Source organism: Sphingopyxis sp. Root154 (assembly GCF_001427105.1).
GTDB lineage: Bacteria > Pseudomonadota > Alphaproteobacteria > Sphingomonadales > Sphingomonadaceae > Sphingopyxis.
Genome location: NZ_LMGI01000001.1, coordinates 712,882 through 733,381, shown reverse-complemented (window position 1 = coordinate 733,381; position 20,500 = coordinate 712,882). Strand labels below are relative to the sequence as shown.

Annotated in this window: 21 protein-coding genes and 1 tRNA gene; 14 read left to right on the top strand and 8 right to left on the bottom strand. The window is 64.7% G+C overall.

Annotated elements, in window-relative coordinates; translation table 11 throughout:
* Both ASD73_RS03285 and ASD73_RS03280 read right to left on the bottom strand, forming a co-directional pair.
* Positions 1-1,041 (bottom strand): DUF1611 domain-containing protein, encoded by a 1,041-nt coding sequence (locus ASD73_RS03285; protein ID WP_056369169.1) that lies wholly within the window; start codon positions 1,039-1,041, stop codon positions 1-3.
* The gene (locus ASD73_RS03280; RefSeq protein ID WP_200934866.1) at positions 1,041-2,186 is read right to left on the bottom strand and encodes a dipeptidase; all 1,146 of its coding nucleotides are present in this window, start codon (positions 2,184-2,186) and stop codon (positions 1,041-1,043) included. Before ASD73_RS03280 ends, ASD73_RS03285 begins: the two co-directional genes overlap by 1 nt.
* A gap of 334 nt (positions 2,187-2,520) precedes the next feature.
* Here ASD73_RS03280 and ASD73_RS03275 point away from each other — a divergent pair, with 334 nt between their 5' ends.
* Positions 2,521-5,301, top strand: a complete 2,781-nt coding sequence (locus tag ASD73_RS03275; protein ID WP_056369171.1) for a TonB-dependent receptor plug domain-containing protein — start codon at positions 2,521-2,523, stop codon at positions 5,299-5,301.
* A gap of 94 nt (positions 5,302-5,395) precedes the next feature.
* Here the strand turns inward: ASD73_RS03275 and ASD73_RS03270 are convergent, their stop codons facing one another.
* The 3 genes from ASD73_RS03270 to ASD73_RS03260 all read right to left on the bottom strand — a co-directional run bounded on the left by ASD73_RS03270 (position 5,396) and on the right by ASD73_RS03260 (position 6,874).
* Positions 5,396-5,743 carry a RidA family protein gene (locus ASD73_RS03270; RefSeq protein WP_056369173.1) on the bottom strand — a complete coding sequence of 116 codons (348 nt, stop codon included), beginning with the start codon at positions 5,741-5,743 and terminating at the stop codon, positions 5,396-5,398.
* Positions 5,744-5,851: 108 nt separating this feature from the next.
* Positions 5,852-5,927 (bottom strand) — tRNA-Thr (locus ASD73_RS03265).
* A gap of 77 nt (positions 5,928-6,004) precedes the next feature.
* Entirely contained in the window at positions 6,005-6,874 is an 870-nt protein-coding gene (locus tag ASD73_RS03260) for a hypothetical protein (protein WP_056369174.1), read from the bottom strand.
* 63 nt (positions 6,875-6,937) lie between these two features.
* Here ASD73_RS03260 and ASD73_RS03255 point away from each other — a divergent pair, with 63 nt between their 5' ends.
* The 11 genes from ASD73_RS03255 (at position 6,938) to ASD73_RS03205 (ending at position 17,204) form a co-directional block, all read left to right on the top strand.
* Positions 6,938-7,510: a NifU family protein gene (locus ASD73_RS03255; protein WP_056370346.1), complete on the top strand. Its 573-nt coding sequence runs from the start codon at positions 6,938-6,940 to the stop codon at positions 7,508-7,510.
* A 26-nt stretch (positions 7,511-7,536) separates the two neighbouring features.
* On the top strand, positions 7,537-8,130 hold the full coding sequence (locus ASD73_RS03250) for a malonic semialdehyde reductase (protein WP_056369176.1): 594 nt from the start codon (positions 7,537-7,539) through the stop codon (positions 8,128-8,130).
* Positions 8,131-8,148: 18 nt separating this feature from the next.
* Positions 8,149-8,766, top strand: a complete 618-nt coding sequence (tsaB, locus tag ASD73_RS03245; RefSeq protein WP_056369178.1) for a tRNA (adenosine(37)-N6)-threonylcarbamoyltransferase complex dimerization subunit type 1 TsaB — start codon at positions 8,149-8,151, stop codon at positions 8,764-8,766.
* Positions 8,763-9,245 (top strand): GNAT family N-acetyltransferase, encoded by a 483-nt coding sequence (locus ASD73_RS03240; protein ID WP_235534114.1) that lies wholly within the window; start codon positions 8,763-8,765, stop codon positions 9,243-9,245. Before tsaB ends, ASD73_RS03240 begins: the two co-directional genes overlap by 4 nt.
* 109 nt (positions 9,246-9,354) lie before the next feature.
* The gene (locus ASD73_RS03235) at positions 9,355-9,789 is read left to right on the top strand and encodes a MucR family transcriptional regulator (protein WP_056369180.1); all 435 of its coding nucleotides are present in this window, start codon (positions 9,355-9,357) and stop codon (positions 9,787-9,789) included.
* 135 nt (positions 9,790-9,924) lie between these two features.
* Positions 9,925-10,350, top strand: a complete 426-nt coding sequence (locus tag ASD73_RS03230) for a Fur family transcriptional regulator (protein WP_056369183.1) — start codon at positions 9,925-9,927, stop codon at positions 10,348-10,350.
* Entirely contained in the window at positions 10,322-11,107 is a 786-nt protein-coding gene (locus ASD73_RS03225; protein WP_056370350.1) for a lysophospholipid acyltransferase family protein, read from the top strand. Before ASD73_RS03230 ends, ASD73_RS03225 begins: the two co-directional genes overlap by 29 nt.
* A gap of 7 nt (positions 11,108-11,114) precedes the next feature.
* Positions 11,115-12,464, top strand: coding sequence for a tRNA (N6-isopentenyl adenosine(37)-C2)-methylthiotransferase MiaB (gene miaB, locus ASD73_RS03220; protein WP_056369185.1), 1,350 nt, complete (start codon positions 11,115-11,117; stop codon positions 12,462-12,464).
* Between the two features lie 130 nt (positions 12,465-12,594).
* Positions 12,595-13,602: a PhoH family protein gene (locus ASD73_RS03215; protein ID WP_056369187.1), complete on the top strand. Its 1,008-nt coding sequence runs from the start codon at positions 12,595-12,597 to the stop codon at positions 13,600-13,602.
* Positions 13,603-13,948: 346 nt separating this feature from the next.
* Positions 13,949-16,204 (top strand): TonB-dependent hemoglobin/transferrin/lactoferrin family receptor, encoded by a 2,256-nt coding sequence (locus tag ASD73_RS03210; RefSeq protein ID WP_056370351.1) that lies wholly within the window; start codon positions 13,949-13,951, stop codon positions 16,202-16,204.
* A gap of 22 nt (positions 16,205-16,226) precedes the next feature.
* Positions 16,227-17,204 carry a DUF6607 family protein gene (locus ASD73_RS03205; protein ID WP_056369189.1) on the top strand — a complete coding sequence of 326 codons (978 nt, stop codon included), beginning with the start codon at positions 16,227-16,229 and terminating at the stop codon, positions 17,202-17,204.
* A 68-nt stretch (positions 17,205-17,272) separates the two neighbouring features.
* On the opposite strand, the gene ASD73_RS03200 is transcribed toward ASD73_RS03205, so the two are convergent.
* The gene (locus tag ASD73_RS03200) at positions 17,273-17,653 is read right to left on the bottom strand and encodes a DoxX family protein (protein ID WP_056370354.1); all 381 of its coding nucleotides are present in this window, start codon (positions 17,651-17,653) and stop codon (positions 17,273-17,275) included.
* Positions 17,654-17,791: 138 nt separating this feature from the next.
* Here ASD73_RS03200 and ASD73_RS03195 point away from each other — a divergent pair, with 138 nt between their 5' ends.
* Positions 17,792-18,250, top strand: coding sequence for a carboxymuconolactone decarboxylase family protein (locus ASD73_RS03195; protein ID WP_056369191.1), 459 nt, complete (start codon positions 17,792-17,794; stop codon positions 18,248-18,250).
* A complete protein-coding gene (locus ASD73_RS03190; protein WP_056369192.1) occupies positions 18,250-19,128 on the top strand; it encodes a sigma-70 family RNA polymerase sigma factor in 879 nt (292 codons plus the stop codon). The genes ASD73_RS03195 and ASD73_RS03190 overlap by 1 nt, the downstream gene beginning before the upstream one ends.
* A 3-nt stretch (positions 19,129-19,131) precedes the next feature.
* Here the strand turns inward: ASD73_RS03190 and ASD73_RS03185 are convergent, their stop codons facing one another.
* Positions 19,132-19,623 (bottom strand): anthrone oxygenase family protein, encoded by a 492-nt coding sequence (locus tag ASD73_RS03185; RefSeq protein WP_056369194.1) that lies wholly within the window; start codon positions 19,621-19,623, stop codon positions 19,132-19,134.
* Positions 19,613-20,500 carry a TolB family protein gene (locus ASD73_RS03180; protein ID WP_056369196.1) on the bottom strand — a complete coding sequence of 296 codons (888 nt, stop codon included), beginning with the start codon at positions 20,498-20,500 and terminating at the stop codon, positions 19,613-19,615. Before ASD73_RS03180 ends, ASD73_RS03185 begins: the two co-directional genes overlap by 11 nt.

Below are 20,500 nucleotides of genomic sequence, written 5' to 3'. Positions count from 1 at the left end.
TCATGCGAGGCAGCTGTCGACGAGCGCGTCGAATGCGGGCCCGCCGCGGATCGGATCGGCGACCGGCAAACCGAGCCGCACGCTCTCACGCGCCATCAGCGCGGTCGCGGCCGCCTCATCGAGCGCCGAGGTGTTGAAGGCAAAGCCGCCGCAGCGGATCGCGGGATTGGTCCGGCGGCCGAGCAGCGTCGTGAGTTCGACGATCTCCTCGATGCTGGTCAGCATGTAGCCGGCGGTGCCGAGCATCTCGGTGCGGCCGGGTTCGTGGCACACGACGAACACATCGGGCTGGCTGCCGTGGAGCAGCCCCAACGACACCGCGGCATAGGAGGGATGGGTCAACGCGCCCTGACCCTCGATCACGTCCCAATGGCCTGCGGGGGCGGCGGGCGAGAGCAGTTCGGCGGCGCCGGCCTCGAAGTCGGAGACAACAGCGTCCATCGCGATGCCGCCGCCCGCGATCATGATGCCGGTCTGGCCGCTCGCGCGGAAATCGCTGTCGATGCCGCGCCGTTCGAAGGCGCGAGCCAGCGCCAGCGCGGTATATTTCTTGCCGAGCGCGCAGTCGGTGCCGACCGTCAGCAGCCGCTTGCCGCTGCGCTTGCGCCCGGTGCCGACCGGAATCTGCGGCGGCGGCACGCGCACGTCGATCAGCTGGCGGCCGAGCCGGTGCGCGGCTTCGGCGAGTTCAGGGATGTCGACGAGGCGCATGTGCATGCCGGCGATCAGGTCGAGCCCCGCCTCCAGCGCCTCGATCAGCGACGCGCGCCAGTTTGCGGGGATCACGCCGCCGAGGTTCGCGACGCCGATCACCAGCGCCCGCGCACCGCGCGCATGCGCTTCGGCGGCGGTGAGCGCGTCCAGCCCCGTGGTGACCGTGGCGCCGGGCAGCCGCAACTCGCCGACGCATTTTTCGGGCGCCCAGTCCTTCAGCCCGAACGCGGTCTTTGCGAAACCCGGGATCTTCGTGTCGCCGAGGAACAGCACATAGGGCTGCGGCAGCACCAGTGCTCCGGCGAGGCGATCGGTCAGCGCGTTCATCAACCGCCCCAGGTCGCGGTCAGCAGCCGCTGGAAATTGCCGCCGAGCACCGCCAGGATGTTCGCATCGGAATATTTGCGGCGCAGCAATTCTTCGGTCAGGTCGAACATCTTGAGCGGATGATCAAAACCGTCGACGTCGATCTTCTCGCGAAAGGCGTAGCTGTCCTTATAGGCGCCGCGCAGCATCTTGTTCATCTCGAGCGAAGTGTCGTCATAGCCATAGAGGTCGGAATCGGTGCCGACGCCGACATGGTCGATCCCGACGAGCTTCACGACATGGTCGATATGGTCGACATAGTTCGCGATCGTCGTCGGATCGGTCTTGCTCACGAAATTGCGCACCCCGGTGATGCCCATCACGCCGCCCTTGGCGGCGAGCGCCTTGATCGCCTCGTCGGTCTTGACGCGCGGATGGTCGATCAGCGCGCGGCAATTGCTGTGCGTGATCGCGATCGGCTTCGGCGAAATCTCGATTGCATCCAGTGTGGTGCGGTCGCCGCTGTGCGAGACGTCGACGAGCATGCCAACCTCGTTCATCGCCTTGATGATCTCGACCCCGAAATCGCTAACGCCGCCGTCGACGCGCTCGGTCGACCCCGATCCGATGCGGTTCTGCGAATTATAGGTCAGCTGCGCGCAGCGCTGGCCGATTTCGTAGAAGGTTTTGACGTCGGCCGGGCGGTTGAAATGGTCGGCGTTCTGCAGGCCCATGATCACCGCCACCTTGCCGTCCTTCTTGGCGCGCAGGATGTCGGCGAACTTGTCGACCCCGGTGAAGACATGGCTGTTGCGCGCGACGAAATTGCCCCAGATCGCGAAGAAGCTGAGCGCCTGCTCCTTCGCCGTCGGTCCGCCGATGCCGACCGCATGATGAATGGCGTTGATGCCGCTGGCGCGGAAGTCCGCGGTTTCCTTTTCGCTCAGCGCCTTGGTGTAATAGCTGGGGTCGAAGTCGATCTTGATCGGGGCGAGCATGTCGACGACGACCGCGTGCTGGACCAGCTCGATCGCGCGATTCGAATAGGCGCGGTTCGTGAAGGGGCTGATCTGGATATTGGCGCGCGCAATATAAGGCGCGGCGAGGGGAGCCGCGAGCGCCGCGCCTGCGGCGCAAATCGCCTGCCGTCGAGAAAATAGCATCATCGTCCCCGTTCATTTTGATTTTCTAATCAGGACGATATTATCCTGATAGGGCTTCGTCAATCCATCACTTTCGAATTCGGAAAAACGCCTTCACGTGCATCGCGCCGGCGGCAGTTCGTTGCGCTGCGAGCCTACGCGCGACATCGGCGACATCCCGGCTTCGGAGTCGATTCGGCCTCGAGTTCCTACGGACCTCAACCTGAATGTCTTGTCAATTATGGGTCTAATTTCTCATGAAAGAAATATATTGTCCTAAATAGGACATTATGGCAGCTTCCATGTGGGGAACCAAAAAAAGCCGCCGTCGAGCGGCCCATCAAAAAGGGCGGATGAGATGCATAAAGATAATGACAAGCTCGGTTATCGGCTCGCGCGCGGCAGCAGCATTGCGGCCTTGGTGGCCGGATTATGGCTCGCGGTGCCGGCCGCGGCGCAGACCGTCGCCGAGACCGAGGCCACGGCCGTTGAGGAAATCCTCGTCACGGGATCGCGCATCGCGCGCGCCGGTTTCGATCAGCCCACGCCCACGACGGTGATCGGCGAGGATGAACTGCGCCTCGGCGCGCGTCCGAACATCCAGCAGGTGCTGAACGACCTTCCGCAAATCCGCCCCACGACGACGCCGAGCGTGTCGAACGGCAACACCTCGACCGGCACCGCGCCCGTCGACATGCGCGGCCTGGGTGTCAACCGCACGCTGGTGCTGCTCGACGGCCGCCGCTTCGTTGGCGAGAACAACCTGAACTTCATCCCGGCGAATCTGGTCGAGCGCGTCGAGGTCGTGACCGGCGGCGCCTCCGCGGCCTGGGGCTCGGGCGCGGTCGCGGGCGTCGTCAACATCCTGCTCGACAAGGATTATGACGGCCTGTCGGTCGGCGGCAATGTTGGCGTTTCGTCGCGTGGTGACGGCTTCCGCTATGGCTTCGATGCGAAATTCGGCACCGGCTTCGCCGACGGGCGCGGCCATTTCATCATCGGCGGCGAATATGTCAAAGACGCCGGCGTGATCCAGCGGAGCACGCGCCCGCAGCTCAACAGTCCCGATTTCATCCCCTCGGGCACGGGGTCGGAACTGGTTCGCGACGTGAACTTCGGCAATGTCACGCTGGGCGGCCTCATCACCAGCGGCGTACTCGCGGGACAGACGTTCAACGCCGATGGCACGCTGCGCGCTTTCGGCCGCGGCACGAGCGTCGGCGCGGGTGCGTTCCCGCTCCGGATGGTCGGCGGCGAGGACGGCATCAATCTGTATGACACGATTCCCGTTTCATCGCCCTTCGAGCGGCTGAGCACCTATGCCCGGCTGAGCTACGAGGTCGGTGACGCGACCTTCTGGGTCGACGGCAGCTATGCGCGTTCGCTATCGAACGCGCCCTTCTTTGGCGACTATACGATCGGCGGCGCGCTCGGCCTGCCGTACCTTACGATCCAGGCGAACAACCCCTATCTGTCGACTGCGGTCCGCGATCGGCTTGCCGCCGCTGGCGAGACAAGCTTCACCTTCGGCCGCTATTTCAACGACATCCTGCAACTGCAGTTCCGCGGCGAGCGAGTCAGCAAGGAAGGCGCGATCGGCGTCGACGGCACGTTCGGCAACGGTTTCCGCTACAAAGCCTGGTACAGTCATGGCGAAGTCGACAGCGAACAGTCGATGGGCAACTCGCGGCTGGTCAGGCAGTTCAACAATGCGATCAATGCGGTGTCGAGTGGCGGGCAAATCGTTTGCGGCATCAATGCCGACGCAGACCCGACCAATAACGATCCCGCGTGCCGGCCGCTCAATCCTTTTGGCGCATTGAATGCGTCGCCCGAGGCGCGCGCCTACGTCACGGGCGCGCAGCAATCGTTCGAAACCAGAAAGCTCGATTCCGCGGGCGCCGAAATTCAGGGCGATCTCTTCTCCTTGTGGGCCGGCCCGGTGACCCTCGCGATCGGTGCCGAGGCGCGCTGGGAGGAACAGGTTTCCTCGCGAGATGACTTCACGATCGCGAACGCCAGCAACTATGGCATCCTTGTCTTTTCGACCCCCACCTCGGGCGGGTTCAACGTCAAGGAAGCGTTCGGCGAAGTCCTGTTCCCGCTGCTCAAACTCGAAAATGCCGTGGAGATCGACCTGAGCGGCGCCGCGCGCTATTCGGATTACAGCACCAGCGGCGGCATCTGGACGTGGAAGGCCGGCGGCACCGCGCGGCTGTTTGGCGACCTGCTGCTGCGTGCAACGCGATCGCGCGACATCCGCTCGCCGGGCATCGGCGAATTGTTCGCGCTCCGCGCGATCAACATCGGATCGCTCAACGATCAGGACAGGGCCGGGCGAGCTGCGGCCAACCCCGCATATAACCCGCAACCGTCGACCGTGACGACATTCACCGGCGGCAACCCCAATCTGGTGCCGGAAGTGAGCTACACGACGGCAATCGGCGCAACATATTCGCCATCCTTCCTGCGCGGCTTCAGCGCCTCGGTCGATTATTACAAGATCAAGATCGACGGTGCGATCACGGCGCTGAACGGATCGAACCTGACGCTCTTATGTTCCCGCGGGGTCACCTCCGCCTGCGATAGCATCACGCGCGATGCGACGGGGACGGTTACCCAGGTGGCCGCAACCCAGCAGAATATCGCAAGCTTCGAGACGAGCGGACTCGACATGGAGGCGTCCTATGTCGTCAACCTGTCGAACGTCAGTGCGGGCCTGCCGGGCAGCCTGCGCATCCGCGCGCTGGCGACCTATGTCGACAAGCTGGTGTTCGATACCGGCGTTACCCGCGTCGAGACAGCCGGCGACGTCGGCGATTCGGTGCAGCGCGCGACGCCCAAATGGCGCGGGACGCTCAGCGCGACCTATGAGGATGACAATGTCGGGTTCGACATCCGCGCGCGGTATATCGATGGCGGCAATTTCGACCGGACGCGCACGACGCTGATCAACAACAGGATCGCCTCGCGGACCTACGTCGACCTCGGCGCGCGGTTCAAGATCGACGATCGCTTCATGCTGTTCGGCAACGTTAACAATGTGTTCGACCGCGATCCCCCGCTCATCACCGTCAACAGCACGCTGTACGACGTCGTCGGCCGCTACTTCACCGTCGGCGCGAAGGTCGATTTCTAGTCGGATCCTTTCTCAAGGCAGTGCGAAGCAAGGTCAAACAGTCCCGGCCTTGCTTCGACTGCCTTGAGGACGGGCCGAAGCGTTCGTTTCTGCGTCAGGGGCGAGCGGCGCTGACGATGATTTCCACGCGATAGTCGGGCGTTGCCAGGCGAACTTCGCCAGTCGCCCGCGTCGGCGCATTGGTGCCGCCAATCCATTCTTCCCAAACGACGTTCATGGCAGCGAAATCGGCCATATCGGCCAACCAGATCATTGCCGTGAGCAGGTGCGACCGGTCGGTGCCGGCCTCGGCGAGCAATTCGTCGATCGATGCAAGAATGGCACGCGTCTGTGCGGTCGCGTCCTCGCCCGGTGCGCCCACCTGGCCGGCAAGATAAACGATGCCGCCGTGGATCACGGCCTGGCTCATGCGCGGGCCCGAATGCAGGCGTTCTATGCTCATAAATATATCTCCTTCGGTTGGGGGTCAGGTAAAATGAAATCATGGCTGTGAGGCGGCCGTCGGACCGGCGGCGCCCTAAGGCGCTCCTGGAACCACTGAATATGTTGATGGTGCCGGCTACAGGATTCGAACCCGTGGCCCCCTGATTACAAATCAGGTGCTCTACCAACTGAGCTAAGCCGGCACGGCTGACCGCCCCTTAGCATTTTTCGGCCAGATGGAAACATCCCACGTCGGGAAAATGCGGCGAGCGAGAAATTTTCAGATGATGCCAAAGGTCCAGCCCTCGGTTCGCGCGAGGCGGCGCGTCAGCGGCGACGGCGACCAGGGGGCGGCGTCGCCGGCGATCGCGCGCAGCCAGGCTGCGGTCAGCAGCGCATCGCTCGCATGATCGCTGACGGCACCCATCAAACGGCACGGCGGCGAACCCAGCGCGGCGAGCGCCGCGTCGAGTGCCGCGCCGTCGCGGATCTTGCTGCGCCCCGGGGGCAACCCGGCCGCGCGCGCGGCGAGGCTGGTGTAGATTTCGACCAGCATCGGCCCCGCCGCGGGCACCGGATCGCCGGGCCACAATGGGATGCGTTTCGAGAGCCGATGGAGCAGGCGCATGCCCGACAGGCTGGCCTTGCCGACCTGCGCCGCACCGACGAGATTGAAATTGCTGACGCTCGCCGCCTGTTTTGTCGCCCGCTGGTGCCGCTCGACGACGCGCAGCCGTCCCGCACCGGCTTCGAACAGGTCGCCGGCCTCGCCGCGGTGCCGGAAATGCCGCCGCGCTTCGGGATGCGCCAGGAAACCGCCCGCTTCATAATGCGGATCGCCGCCCGCCAGATGTTCGACGAGCGCCCACAGCGCACGCATGTCGGCCGGGCTCTCCGCCCAGCCGGGGAAATAGGCGCTATGGTCGGCAAAGGCGAAGGCGGCCGAAAAGTCGAAACCGATCAGCATATTCTCGCCCGCCGCGGCGACGCCCTCCAGCCAATCGAGGATTTCGGCCCGCGACCAGATATGGCCCGGCCGCACCAGCGCGGGCGCCGCGCTGCCGCATGCGACCGCCAGGGCGATCCCGCGCTGGCGCGGTCCGCGGGCGCCCGACCAGTCGAGCGCGGCAAAATGGGTGAAAGGACGCATCGCCGCGCCTTAGCGCATCCATGTCATCTTGCACAAAGCCTCGCTGCGCCCCACATGCACGTCATGCTGATCGAAACCGAATCGACGCCCAATCCCGCGACGCTCAAATTCCTGCCCGGCCGGGCGGTGATGGAGGCGGGAACCCGCGACTTTGCCGGCCCCGAAGAGGCCGAGGCGTCGCCGCTCGCGAGCGCGCTCTTCTCGCTCGGCGACGTGACGGGGGTCTTCTTTGGCCGCGATTTCGTGTCGGTGACGATCGCGCCGGGCGCCGAATGGGCCGACGCGAAGCCCGACGTGCTTGGTATCGTCATGGACCATTTCCTCGCCGACGTGCCGCTGTTCAACGCCGCGAGCGCGGGTTTTTCGGTTCCGGCCGAGGATGAGGGCTTCGCCGACGATCCCGCCGACGCTGACATCATCGAGCAGATCAAGGAACTCATCGAAACGCGCGTCCGCCCGGCGGTCGCCAACGACGGCGGCGACATCGTCTATCGCGGTTTCGACAAGGGCAACGTCTATCTCAAGATGCAGGGCGCGTGCGCGGGATGCCCATCCTCGACCGCGACGCTGAAGAATGGCATCGAGTCCCTCTTGAAACATTATGTGCCTGAGGTAACGGCAGTCCACGCCGTCTGACCAAAAATCATTTCAGGAGATAACCCATGAGCGAGCCGCTTTCCGACAGCGCTCTCGACCAGCTGTTTCGTACCGCGCGCACCTATAACGGCTATCTCGACAAGCCCGTTTCGGAAGCGCAGCTGCACGCGATCTGGGATCTGGTTAAATTCGGCCCGACCAGCGCCAACAGCCTGCCGGCGCGGATCGTCTGGTGCGTGACCGACGAGGCGAAGGCGAAGCTCGCCGCGCACGCTATACCGGGGAACGAGGAAAAGATTCTGAAGGCGCCGGTCACCGCGATCATCGCGAGCGACAATGAATTTTACGAAAATCTGCCTGAATTCTTCCCGCATACCGACGCGCGCAGCTGGTTCGCGGGTAACGAGGCGCTGGCGCAGACGACCGCTTTCCGTAATGCCACCCTCCAGGGCGCCTATTTCATCCTCGCCGCGCGTGCGCTGGGGCTTGATACCGGACCGATGTCGGGGTTCAACAACGCGGCTGTCGACGAAGCCTTCTTCGCCGACCAGCCGAATGTGAAGAGCAATTTCATCTCGACGCTCGGCTATGGCGATGCGGCAACGATCTTCGATCGCAGCCCGCGCCCCGATTTCGCCCGCTTCAACCGCATCGCCTGACCGGGCGCTCGATCCCCCATGCGGTATCTGGTCATCGATTCGGCGAGCGAAGCCTGTTCGGTGGCGCTGCTGGAGGCCGGGGCGGTCGTCGACCATCGTCATGAGGTGATCGGCCGCGGCCATGCCGAACGGCTGGTTCCGCTGATCGCCGAACTCGCGGACGGCGGCCGCGCCGACGTCGTCGTCGCGGGATGCGGCCCGGGCAGCTTTGCCGGAGTCCGGATCGGCGTTGCGGCGGCGCGCGCGCTGGCGCTTGGCTGGCAGGTGCCCGTGCATGGCTTTTCGACGCTCGCGCTGGTTGCGGCCGGCTGCGCCGATGACATCGCGGCGGCCGGCGGCGCGCTGGTGGTGATGGAGGGCGGCCACGGCCAATGGTTCGTCCAGCCGTTCGCGGCGGACCTGTCGCCGCGCGGCGAAATTCGCTCGCTCGTGCCCGATGACGCCGTCCTGATCGGCGACGAACTGGTCGTCGGCAATCGCGCCGAGCCCTTTGTCGCGCGCCGCGGTACCGGGCGCGCGCTGGCGGCGCTGCCCGATGCGCGCGCCTTCCTGCGGCTGCCGCCCGCCTTGCTGATCGATCGACCCAGCCCGATTTACGGCCGCGCACCCGATGCCAAGCCGATGGCGCCGGCATGACGGGCGCCATCCGCCTCGCCGCCGCCCGCGTCGGCGATCTCGCCGCTGTGATGCGTGTGATGGAGGCCGCGTTCGAGCCCGCCTATGGTGAAGCGTGGAGCGGCGCGCAGCTTTTGACCTTGTTCGCGCTGCCCTCGGCGCGCGTGTGCCTCGCGTGGGACGGCGATCACGCTTGCGGTTTCTCGGCGGCGCGCATCGCCGGGCCCGAAAGCGAATTATTATTGCTCGCGGTCGACCCGCAGTTTCGCGGCCGCGGTATCGGCGCATTACTGATCGACGACTGGCGGGCATGGGCCGCCGAACAGGGTGCCGAAGATTATTTTCTTGAAATGCGCGCCGATAATGACGCGGTTCATCTCTATGAGAGCGCAGGTTTTGCAGAGTGCGGCCGACGGCCGGCCTATTATCGAGGCAATGACGGGGTGGTGCGCGACGCAATTACGATGCGCCGATCGGCGCGAGGACAGAAGCCGGACTGATCGGTCATTGCGGAATTCCATCCAAAGTGGCAGTATTCTGACTGGCGGAAGAACAAATCCAATATTCGCCGACCTTTCTTCTGGGTAATAAGAATCAAGGAATAGTCTCATGTCCGACCAAGCCGATACCAACGAGATGCTCGTTACGCTTACCGCTGACATCGTCGCCGCGCACGTCAGCAACAACAGCGTCGCCATTTCGGATCTCTCCATTTTGATAAATAATGTACACGCCGCGCTGTCGGGTCTTGGGACCGAGCCGGTCGTCGAGGAAAAGCTGGTGCCGGCGGTGTCGATCCGCACATCGGTCAAGCCCGACTACATCACCTGTCTCGAAGACGGCAAAAAGCTCAAGATGCTGCGCCGCCACCTGATGACGCATTATGGCATGACCCCCGACGACTATCGCGCCAAATGGGGCCTGCCCGCCGACTATCCGATGGTCGCGCCGAACTATGCCGAAAAGCGCCGCGCGCTGGCCAAGGAAATCGGCCTCGGCACCAAGGGCCGCGGCGGCGGGCGCAAGCGCAAACCGAAAGCCTGACACTTTGCGATAAATCGCTCCAGCCGGAGCAGGGAAGGGCGGCGTCACAGGGGGCCGCCCTTGTCCTATCCGCAGGGCGTGCCTATACAGTTTGTAACAAAGACAAACACGGCTGCATCCGCAGGAAAGGCAAGCATGTCCGGCAATATCGATCTCGAGGCCCTGTGCCACGAAAAGGGGCTCCGCATCACCGAGCAGCGCCGCATCATCGCGCGCGTCATTTCGGATTCGGAGGATCATCCCGACGTCGAGACGCTGTATGAGCGCGCGTCAAAGGTCGACAGCGGCATTTCGATCGCTACCGTCTACCGCACCGTCCGTCTGTTCGAAGAGGCGGGCATCCTCGACCGCCATGATTTCGGCGACGGCCGCTCGCGCTACGAAGCCGCGCCCGAGGCGCATCACGATCATCTGATCGACGTCGAAACGGGCAAGGTGATCGAATTCGTCGATCCCGAGCTCGAGGCGTTGCAAAAGGTGATCGCCGAACGACTGGGCTTCCGCCTCGTCGACCATCGCATGGAGCTTTATGGTGTCGCCATCGATCGCAAGCGCGACTGATCGCGCCTCGATCACCTGGCGGACGATCTCCCGTCTCGCCTTGATGGTGCTGGCGCTGCTTTTCCTGATCGTCCCGCACCTCCTCTACCGCGCCGCCCGTCGTCCATCGCCGATGGTGATGGCTTTTCTCAACGCCGTCGGCTGGATCGCCGGGCTGCGCATCCGCACGACTGGCACGCGGCTCAGGCGCAACGTCCTCTTCGTGTCGAACCATGTCAGCTGGCTCGACATTCTCGCGCTCGGCGGCGCCGCGCGCTCGGCGTTCGTGTCGAAGGCGGAAATCGGGTCCGCACCGCTCGTCGGCTGGCTCGCCGACCAGAACCACACGATTTATGTCCAGCGCGAGGCGCGGCGCGAAATCCACAACCAGGCGAACGAGCTGCGGGGCGCGCTCGCCCGCGGCCGCCCGGTGACACTTTTCCCCGAAGGCACGACCGGGCCGGGCGATGGCCTGCTGCCGTTCCGTGCCTCACTGTTCCAGGCGGTGATCCCGACGCCGCCGAACCTGCGCGTGCAGCCGGTGTTTCTCGATTATGGGTCCGAGGCGAACGATATCGCCTGGCTCGATCCCGAATCAGGGTTGGACAATTTCAAGCGGCTGCTCGCGCGCAAGCGCCCGGTCCATCTGACGATCCACTATCTCGACCCGCTTCCCGACATCGTCGAGGCCGACCGCAAGCTGCTCGCAGAGGCGGCGCGCGCGACGATTGCGGCGGAAATCGCACGGTCTTCCGCCAGCGCGCCGCATCGCCTATAGGGCGCCGATGAAATCCGACTCTCCCCCAAGTCCTCAAAAGACATTCCACGTCAAATCCTTCGGCTGCCAGATGAACGTCTATGACGGCGAGCGCATGGCCGAGATGCTGGGCGCAGAAGGCTATGTCGCCGCCGCCGACGGCGCCGACGCCGACCTCGTCGTGCTCAACACCTGTCACATCCGCGAAAAGGCGGCCGAAAAAGTCTATTCGGACATCGGCCGGCTGAAGCGCGCCGACGGCAGCCGCCCGACGATCGCGGTCGCCGGCTGCGTCGCACAGGCCGAGGGCGCCGAGATCGCGCGCCGCGCTCCGACCGTCGATGTCGTCGTCGGCCCGCAGGCCTATCACCGCCTGCCCGACCTGATCGCGCGCGCCGCGCGCGGCGAGAAGGCGGTGGATCTCGACATGCCGCTCGAAAGCAAATTCGGTGCGTTGCCCAAGCGTGCGGGCGGCCAGCGCCCGACCGCCTTCCTGACCGTGCAGGAAGGCTGCGACAAATTCTGCACTTACTGCGTCGTGCCCTATACCCGCGGCGCCGAGATCAGCCGGCCGTTCGCCGACCTGATCGCCGAAGCGCGCGCGCTCGTCGCGGGCGGGGTGCGCGAAATCACCTTGCTCGGCCAGAACGTCAACGCATGGGACGGCGAGGACGACAAGGGGCGGACGATCGGCCTCGACGGCCTGATCCGCGAGCTCGCGCGCGAGGACGGGCTGGAGCGCATCCGTTATACGACCAGCCATCCCAACGACATGACCGACGGGCTGATCGCCGCGCATGGCGAGATCGACAAGCTGATGCCCTTTCTGCATTTGCCGGTGCAGGCGGGCAGCGACCGCATCCTCGCCGCGATGAACCGCAGCCACTCGGTCGAAAGCTATCTGAAAATCATCGAACGCGTGCGCGCCGTGCGTCCCGATATCGCGATCTCGGGCGACTTCATCGTCGGCTTCCCCGGCGAGACCGACGCCGATTTCGAGGCGACGCTCGATATCGTCCGTGCGACTAATTATGCGATGGCGTACAGCTTCAAATATTCGCGCCGCCCCGGCACCCCCGCCGCGACGATGGACGACCAGATCGATGAAGCCGTCCTCAACGACCGTCTCCAGCGGCTGCAAGCGCTGCTCAACGAACAGCAGCAGGGGTTCAACGAGGCTACCGTCGGCCGCACAACGCGCCTGCTCCTCGAACGCAAGGGCAAGCTCGACGGCCAGCTGATCGGCAAGTCGCCCTGGCTCCAGTCGGTGCATGTTATCGCGCCGGGGCTGAAGATCGGCGATATGATCGATGTTCGCATCACCTCGGCCGGTGCCAACAGCGTTGGCGCCGAGGCATTGCTGGAAGAGGTCGCTTAGTGCGACGGACGGAAGCTGTCTCCCCGAAGACACACTCCGTCGCCTTCCGTCCTATTCGCAGTCCGCAAGTCATGGACTCCCGTCTTGGCGGGGCTACAGTCATGTCGTCGATCGAAGGAGCCTTGCCCATATGTCCAAACGCCCGCTGACCGCCTCCACCCCCGCCGAACCCGGCGACCGCGTCCGACTGACGGCGGAATTTGAGCGAACGCAGCTTTTGGGCATTCTCTTCGGTGAGTTCGATCGCAACCTTGTTGCGATCGAAAACCGCCTTGGTGTCTATATCTCGGCGCGCGGCAACCGTGTGCAGATCGAGGGCGAGGCCGAGGCCGCGGCGCGCGCGCGCGATGTGCTCACCGAACTCTATAACCGCATCGAACAGGGGCAGGAGGTCGATACCGGCCTCGTCGACGGCGTGATCGCGATGTCGGCGCAGCCCACGCTCGCGGGCATCATCCGCCACGACAAGGACGAAGCGCCGCCGATCATGATCCGCACGCGCAAAAAAACGATCGTCCCGCGCGCGCCGTCGCAGGTCCCTTATATGCAGGCGCTCGCGCGCGACGACGTGATTTTCGCGCTCGGCCCGGCGGGCACGGGCAAGACCTATCTCGCGGTCGCCCAGGCTGTGGCGCAGCTCATCACCGGCAGCGTCCAGCGCCTGATCCTGTCGCGCCCCGCGGTCGAGGCGGGTGAAAAGCTTGGCTTCCTTCCCGGCGACATGAAGGAAAAGGTCGATCCCTATCTCCGCCCGCTCTACGACGCGCTCCACGACTGTCTGCCCGCCGAGCAGGTCGAGCGCCGGATCGCGAGCGGTGAGATCGAGATCGCGCCGCTCGCCTTCATGCGCGGGCGGACGCTCGCCGACGCCTTCATCATCCTCGACGAGGCGCAGAACACGACGATCCCACAGATGAAGATGTTCCTCACCCGCTTCGGCATGAACAGCCGCATGGTGGTCTGCGGCGACCCCAAGCAGGTCGACTTGCCGATCCCCGCAACCTCGGGCCTCGCCGACGCGGTCGGCCGGCTCGAAGGGCTGGAAGGCATCAACGTCAGCTACTTCACCAGCGCCGACGTCGTCCGCCACCCGATCGTCGGGCGCATCGTCGATGCCTATGAAGGGCCGGGGGCTTAAGTCCCAAAGATCCTCCCTGTGGCGAAGTCATGGGGAGGGGGACCGCTCATCGTAGTTGAGTGGTGGAGGTGCAGCGACGTCGCGTCATCGCTCCTTCGTCAGCGCTTCGCGCTGCCACCTTCCCATCGCTGGGCGACAGGAAGGATCATGTCCCTACTCTTTGTCGTCATCCGGCCTTCGCCGGGATGACGACATATATTGGCGGTTTTTCCTATTCGCTTCGCCGAGTGATTTTTTCGAGAACGATTCTCAATAGCATATTGACCCCCTGAATTTCCCCGCCTAGATGACCGCTATTGCGAGTCAATCGCAATCATTTAGGGGAAGAAAATTGAACATCCGAAATTTGCCGTCCGTATCCCGCCTTGCCGCTGGCAGCGCGCTGGGCCTCGCGCTCGCCGCGACGGCTTCGCCGGCCTTTGCGCAGGACAATGACGGCGAATATTGGGTGTCGCTCAAGAACCGCATCGTCGTCACCGCGACGCGCACCGCGGTGAAGGCCGAGGATATTCCGGTCACCGTCACCGTGAAGAGCGACGAGCAGATCGCCGACGAACTCGTCACCGACATCCGCGACCTGGTTCGCTTCGAACCCGGCGTCAGCGTCCAGCGCCAGCCCGCGCGCTTCGGCGCCGCGCTCGGCGCCACCGGCCGTGCGGGTAACGACAGCTTCAACATCCGCGGCATCGGCGGCAACCGCGTGCTGATCCAGGTCGACGGCGTCCGCGTTCCCGACGGCTTCAGCTTCGGCGCGCAGGCGTCGGGGCGCGGTAATTATGTCGACCTTGGCCTCGTCAAATCGGTCGAGATCCTGCGCGGCCCGTCGTCGGCGCTCTATGGCAGCGACGGTCTGGCGGGCGCGGTCAGCTTCATCACTTCCGACCCCGTCGATTTCCTCGAGGCGGGCAAGAATGTCGGCGGCCTGCTTCGCGCCGGTTACAGCAGCGCCGACGAGGAATTCAGCGAAACCGCGATCCTCGCGGGGCGCAGCGGCGACTGGTCGGTGATGGCGGCCTATACGCGCCGCGATTACAAGGAACTCGAAAATCAGGGCAGCCTTGGCACCGCGAACGGCATCGGCCCGACGCGCACGCTCGCCAACCCGCAGGATGGCCGTTCGGACGCCGCGCTCGCGCGCATCGTCTATGACCCGGCCAATGGCCATAAGCTTCGGCTGACCGGCGAATATCTCGACACGCGCCTCTATACCAACGGGCTCAGCGGCCTCGGCCCGAACGGCCTTGGCGCGACCGTCGACCGCCTCGAAGGCTTCGACACGGGGGAACGCAAGCGCGTCTCGCTCGACTGGAGCTGGGAAGGCGAGGGGGCGATCGATTTCGCGCGCGTCGCGCTCTACTGGCAGGACGGCGAGGATCGGCAATATACCGAGGAAGACCGCACCCCGTCGGCCGACCGCACGCGCCTCAACACCTTCGAGAACCGCGTCTTTGGTGCCTCGGCCGACGCACGCGCCGATTTCGCGACGGGCGCGATCACCCACCGTCTCGTCTTTGGCGGCGACATCAGCCAGACGCGCCAGCAGGGCCTGCGCGGCGGCACCGTCCCGCCCGTGGGCGAGACCTATCCGACGCGGGCTTTCCCGAGCACTGATTTTACTCGTGCCGGGCTGTTCGTCGGCGACGAGATCGCGGTCGCCGAGGGGCGCCTGCTCCTCTACCCGGCGCTGCGCTTCGACTGGTACGACCTGTCGCCCGACAACGACCCGCTGCTGCCGGCCTTCCAGGGCGCGAAGCAGGACGGCTCGCGCGTCTCGCCCAAATTCGGCGCGGTGTGGAAGATCACCGATGAGGTCCGGCTGTTCGCCAATTATGCGACCGGCTTCAAGGCGCCGGAGCCGGGGCAGGTCAACCAGTTCTTCGAAAACCTCACCTCGCCCTTCTTCTCGTACCGCACGCTTCCGAACCCCGATCTCGGGCCAGAGCGGAGCGAAAGCTTCGAAGGCGGCGTGCGCTTTTCCAGCGACGCAATCAGCCTCGACGTCACCGGCTTTTCGGCGCGGTACAAGGATTTCATCAGCCAGGAACAGGTGGGCGGCGTCGGGACGATCGCCAATCCCATCCTCTATCAATTCGTGAATCTCGATCGCGTCCGGGTCAAAGGGGCCGAGGCGCGGTTCGAGGGGCGAGCGTCGTCCGGCCTGTATACGACGCTCGCCCTATCCTATGCGAAGGGTGACATCATCGACCCCGACGGCATGCGCTCGCCGCTGTCGTCGATCGATCCGCTAAAGCTCGTCGCCGGCGTCGGCTATCGCGAACGCGAAGGGCGCTTCGGCGGCCAGATCATCGTGACGCACGCCGGTCGCAAGGAAGCGTCGCGCACGACGGGACTCTGCACCCCTACATGCTTCCGCCCCGACGCCTTCACGATCCTCGACGCGACGGCGTTCGTGCGGGTGATGGACAAGCTCACGCTGCGCGCGGGCGTCTTCAACATCCTCGACAAGAAATATAGCTGGTGGAGCGATGTGCGCGGCCTCGCGATGGGCGGGACGGCAACGAGCCCGACCAATCCGGCGAGCGCCGATGCCTATACCCAGCCCGGCCGCAACGCGAGCGTGTCGCTCAGCTTCCGCTTTTAAAACAGAATGAAGGACTGCATCGATGAAAACATATCGCAAAATCGCCGCCGGCCTGTTGCTGCTCTCCGCCGCGCTGCCGGTCGTCGCCTCGGCGCACCCGCCGATCGCCGCCGAGGCGGCCGCCGCCAATTTCGAGCAGGACCGCGCCGACATTCTCGCGATGGCGGGCAATTACCGCGTCAGCTTCAACATGCAGGAATCGACGCGCTGGGATCCGGCGTATGAAGTGCTCGAGCCCAAGCGCTCGGGCGGCAACGAGGTCGTTCGCGTGATCGAGGACACCGGCCGCAAGATCAGCCTGCAGCATATGCTCGTCATCACCGACGACGACGACAAGAGCATGATCATCAAGCATTGGCGTCAGGACTGGGAATATGAGCCCGCAAAGGTGCTCGTCTACTCCGATCGCAACGCATGGACGTGGGAGGATGTCCCGGAAAAGATGCGCACCGGCCGCTGGTCGCAGACGGTCTATCAGGTAGACGATTCCCCTAGATATGGCGGCTGGGGCCAGTTCGAAACGCAGGGCGGCGTCCGCCGCTGGCGCTCGAACTGGACGTGGCGCCCGCTCGCGCGCCGCGACGCCGTGCGCAATCCGGTCTACGATCGCTACCTCTCGATCAACCGCCACCAGCCTTCGCCCGATGGCTGGGTGCACTGGCAGGACAACACCAAGATGGGGACGAAGGACGGCAAGCTGGTGCCGATCGTCCAGGAATATGTCCTCAACACCTATATCAAATATGATCAGTATGACGTGAAGGCTGCCGACGATTATTGGGCCGCGACCAAGGATTATTGGGCCGCCGTCCGCGCTGAATGGAACCGCGTCGCCGCCGCCAAGGGCGGCATCGCGATCAACGAGGAGGCGCAGACCGGCACCGTGATCAGCGGCCGCCTGCTCGAAATGGCCGATGAGGTTCAGGAAAAGAAACTGACGACGGCCAAGGCGATCGCCGAGGCGAAGAAGCTGATCGAGACCAACACCCGCAAGCTTTGACGACCTTCACCATGTGAAGCCCGAAACTGGGGGCGGTCCGAAAGGGCCGCCCCCTATTTTGCCGGCGTCTATTTCCTCGTCGCGCCGTCGACGCTCCAGATGCCCGCGCCGCGCGTCGCGACGAACAGGAAGATGAAGCAGTAGAGGATGATCGTCTCGCCCCCATTGACGATTGGATAAAGCCCCTGCGTCGCGTGCGCCGTCCAGTAACCGACCGCCGCCATCCCGCTCGCGACGAACGCCGCGGGGCGGGTGAACAGGCCGATGATGATCAGGCCGCCCGCGACCAGCTCGATCGTCCCCGCCGCATACATCATCGGATTGAGCGGCATCGGGAAGGCTACGGGAAAATTGAAGAACTTCTGCACGCCATGCGCAAGGAACAGCAGGCCCGAAACAATACGCAGCAACCCATAGGCCTGTTCGCCGAAACCATCGAGAAACTTCATGATTTTCCCCCTCATTCCGATTGTCGAGGCGGGGAGGCTAACCGATTTTTCGGCCGACGCGAATTTTTTTCGCATATCATGTCACACGCGCCGATCCTGCCTCGTCATGTCCGTACAACCGCTTAAAGGAGACACGACATGACCAAGGTAACCGACCCCTTCGCCGCCTCGCCGCAACTGATGAAACAGTGGATGGCGGTCAGCCTCGCGGCCGAAAAGAGCCTCGAGACGAGCCTGATCGAACTGGTGAAGATCCGTTCGTCGATCCTCAACGGCTGCGCGAACTGCATCAATATGCACACCGCCGACGCCCGCGCGAAGGGCGAGACCGAACAGCGCATCTATCTGCTGTCGGCGTGGCGCGAAGCCCCGGTCTTCTCCGACCGTGAACGCGCCGCACTGGCATGGACCGACGCCTTGACCATGTTGTCGGGAGGGCACACACAAAAGGCCGCAAAGGACGCGCTCGAAGCGCATTTCACGCCCGAGGAACAGATGAACCTGACGGTGATGATCAACGTCATCAATGGCTGGAACCGTATCGCGGTCGGCTTCGACCTCTGGTACGAAGGCGGCGCGCCGGCGAAGGCCGCCTGATGACCTCCGAAGGCATCCGCGGCGGCATCGATGCGGCGGCGGACGCGGCGGTCAGTTTCGACCCGCTGCGTCCGCTCCTCACCCGCGTCGCCTACCGCATGCTCGGCTCGGTCGCCGATGCCGAGGATGTGGTGCAGGATGCCTTTATCCGCTGGCTTGCCACCGACCGCGACGCGGTGCGCGAGCCCGCGGCCTTCCTCCGCCGCACGGTGACGCGGCTCTGCCTCGACCAGATCAAGTCGGCGCGAAACCAGCGCGAGACCTATGTCGGCCCCTGGCTCCCCGACCCTTTGGTCGAGGAGGAGGAAGAGGACGATGTCACGCTGCCGCTGATGCTCGCGCTCGAACGCCTCTCGCCGCTTGAACGCGCCGCTTTCCTGCTCCACGATGTCTTTGGCGTCGAGTTCGAAGAGGTGGCGAAGACGATCGACCGCGATCCCGCCGCGACGCGCCAGCTCGCCGCCCGCGCGCGCACCCACGTCCGCGACGCCCGCCCGCGCTACAAGCTCGAGAAAGAGCAGGGACTCCAGATCGCCAACGCCTTTTTCGCGGCATCGCGCAGCGGCGACATGGGCGCGCTCGGCAAGCTATTGGCCGCGGACGTTGGCATGTGGTCCGACGGCGGCGGCAAGCGCCCTGCCGCGATGGAGCCGGTTCTCGGCTATGACATCGTACTGAAATTGCACCGCAGCCTTGCGGTGCTGTTCGGCAAATATGGCTCGACGCTCGTCCACGCCGGCACGATCAACGGCCTGCCGGGTTTCGTCACGCGCGAGGCCGACGGCGAGCTCCAGACCACCGCGCTCGAGATTGCGGACGGCAAGGTCTCCGCCATCTATGTCATGCGCAACCCCGACAAGCTGAAGCACATGCACTGACGGTCAGGCGGCGCGGCATACCCCTGCGGCAACGAACAGCATCGCGGCGGCAAAGCTCGCCGCGGTCCGGACCGAGTTCCAGAAGGTCCAGTCCTTGAGATAGCGCGTCCACAGCGCCGCGCCCTCGGGGGTGCCCACCGGTGTGGCGGTGAGCGCATTGTTGAGCGGCACGTTCAGCGCCATCGTGACCCCGTCGCAGCCGATGACATAGAGCAGCGCGGCGGAGAGGATCAGCTTGCCGTCGAGCGTGCCGAGCGACCCCAGCGCCATTGCCGCCGCGATCAGGCACAGCAGCCCGGTGCCGAACAGCGCGGTCATGAAGGCGGGATTGATCACCGTGACGTTGATCGAATTCATCGCGCTCGCGCCCTGTTCGGGTGCGAGCCGTCCAAGCCCGGCCATGATGAAGTTCGAAAAACCGAAGAAGACCCCACCGACCAGCGCCGCACCCGCGGCGGCGGCGAAGCTGAGGCCGGTCAAAAGACTATCGGCCATGCTTTCCTCCCGAAATCCTGCTCGATACAAGGCGATAGGTGATGCGGTACAACTCCATCGATTGCGCTCTTCCCCTTTGGCTCGAAAAGGTCAGCCGGTCCGGCGCCGACCAGTCGAGCATCGGACCATAGCTGTCCTTGACCGGATCGTTCACCGCGAGGGGTAATATCATTCCGGCGTCGTAGCGGCCACCATCCGATGTGGCGGCGAACAGGTCGACACGGTCGTCCTTCATGCTCGGCGCGCGGGCGAAGACCAAAGTCCGGCTGTCGGCCAGAAAGCTCGCGTCGAATTCGTCCGCAGGGGTGTTGATCGCCCCGCGCAGCGGTGCGGCGGGCGCAAAGCCGCGCCCTTTCGGCCGCGCGGTATAAAGGTCGTGTCCTCCGGCCCCGCCCGGCCGGTCGCTCGAAAACAGCAGCTGCCGGCCGTCGGGCGACAGCATCGGCGCATATTCGTTTGACGCGCTATTGACCTTTGGCCCCAGATTTTCGGGCGTGCCGAACCCCGTCGCGGTCACGGCGACGCGATAAAGATCGTCCTTGCCGATCCCGCCCGGCCGGTCCGAACAGAAATAGACGAAGCGCCCGTCGCGCGAGAAAGCGGGGTCGAAATCGCGCCCCGGCGAATTGAACGAAACCGGCGTCGCGGGCGACCATCCCGTCCCGATGCGCCGCGCGATCCAGATGTCATAGCCGCCGGGTCCGCCCGGCCGGTCGCGGCTGAACCATAAAGCGGTTCGGCCGTCGGGGCTGATCGTCAGGCGAATGTCCGAATGACCGGTCGAGGCGACGCCGGGCGCAAACAGCTCGGCCTTGCCGACGATCTCGACCGCGGGCGCTGCGACAAGCAGCGAAAGGGCGAGGGCAAACGCCGTCAT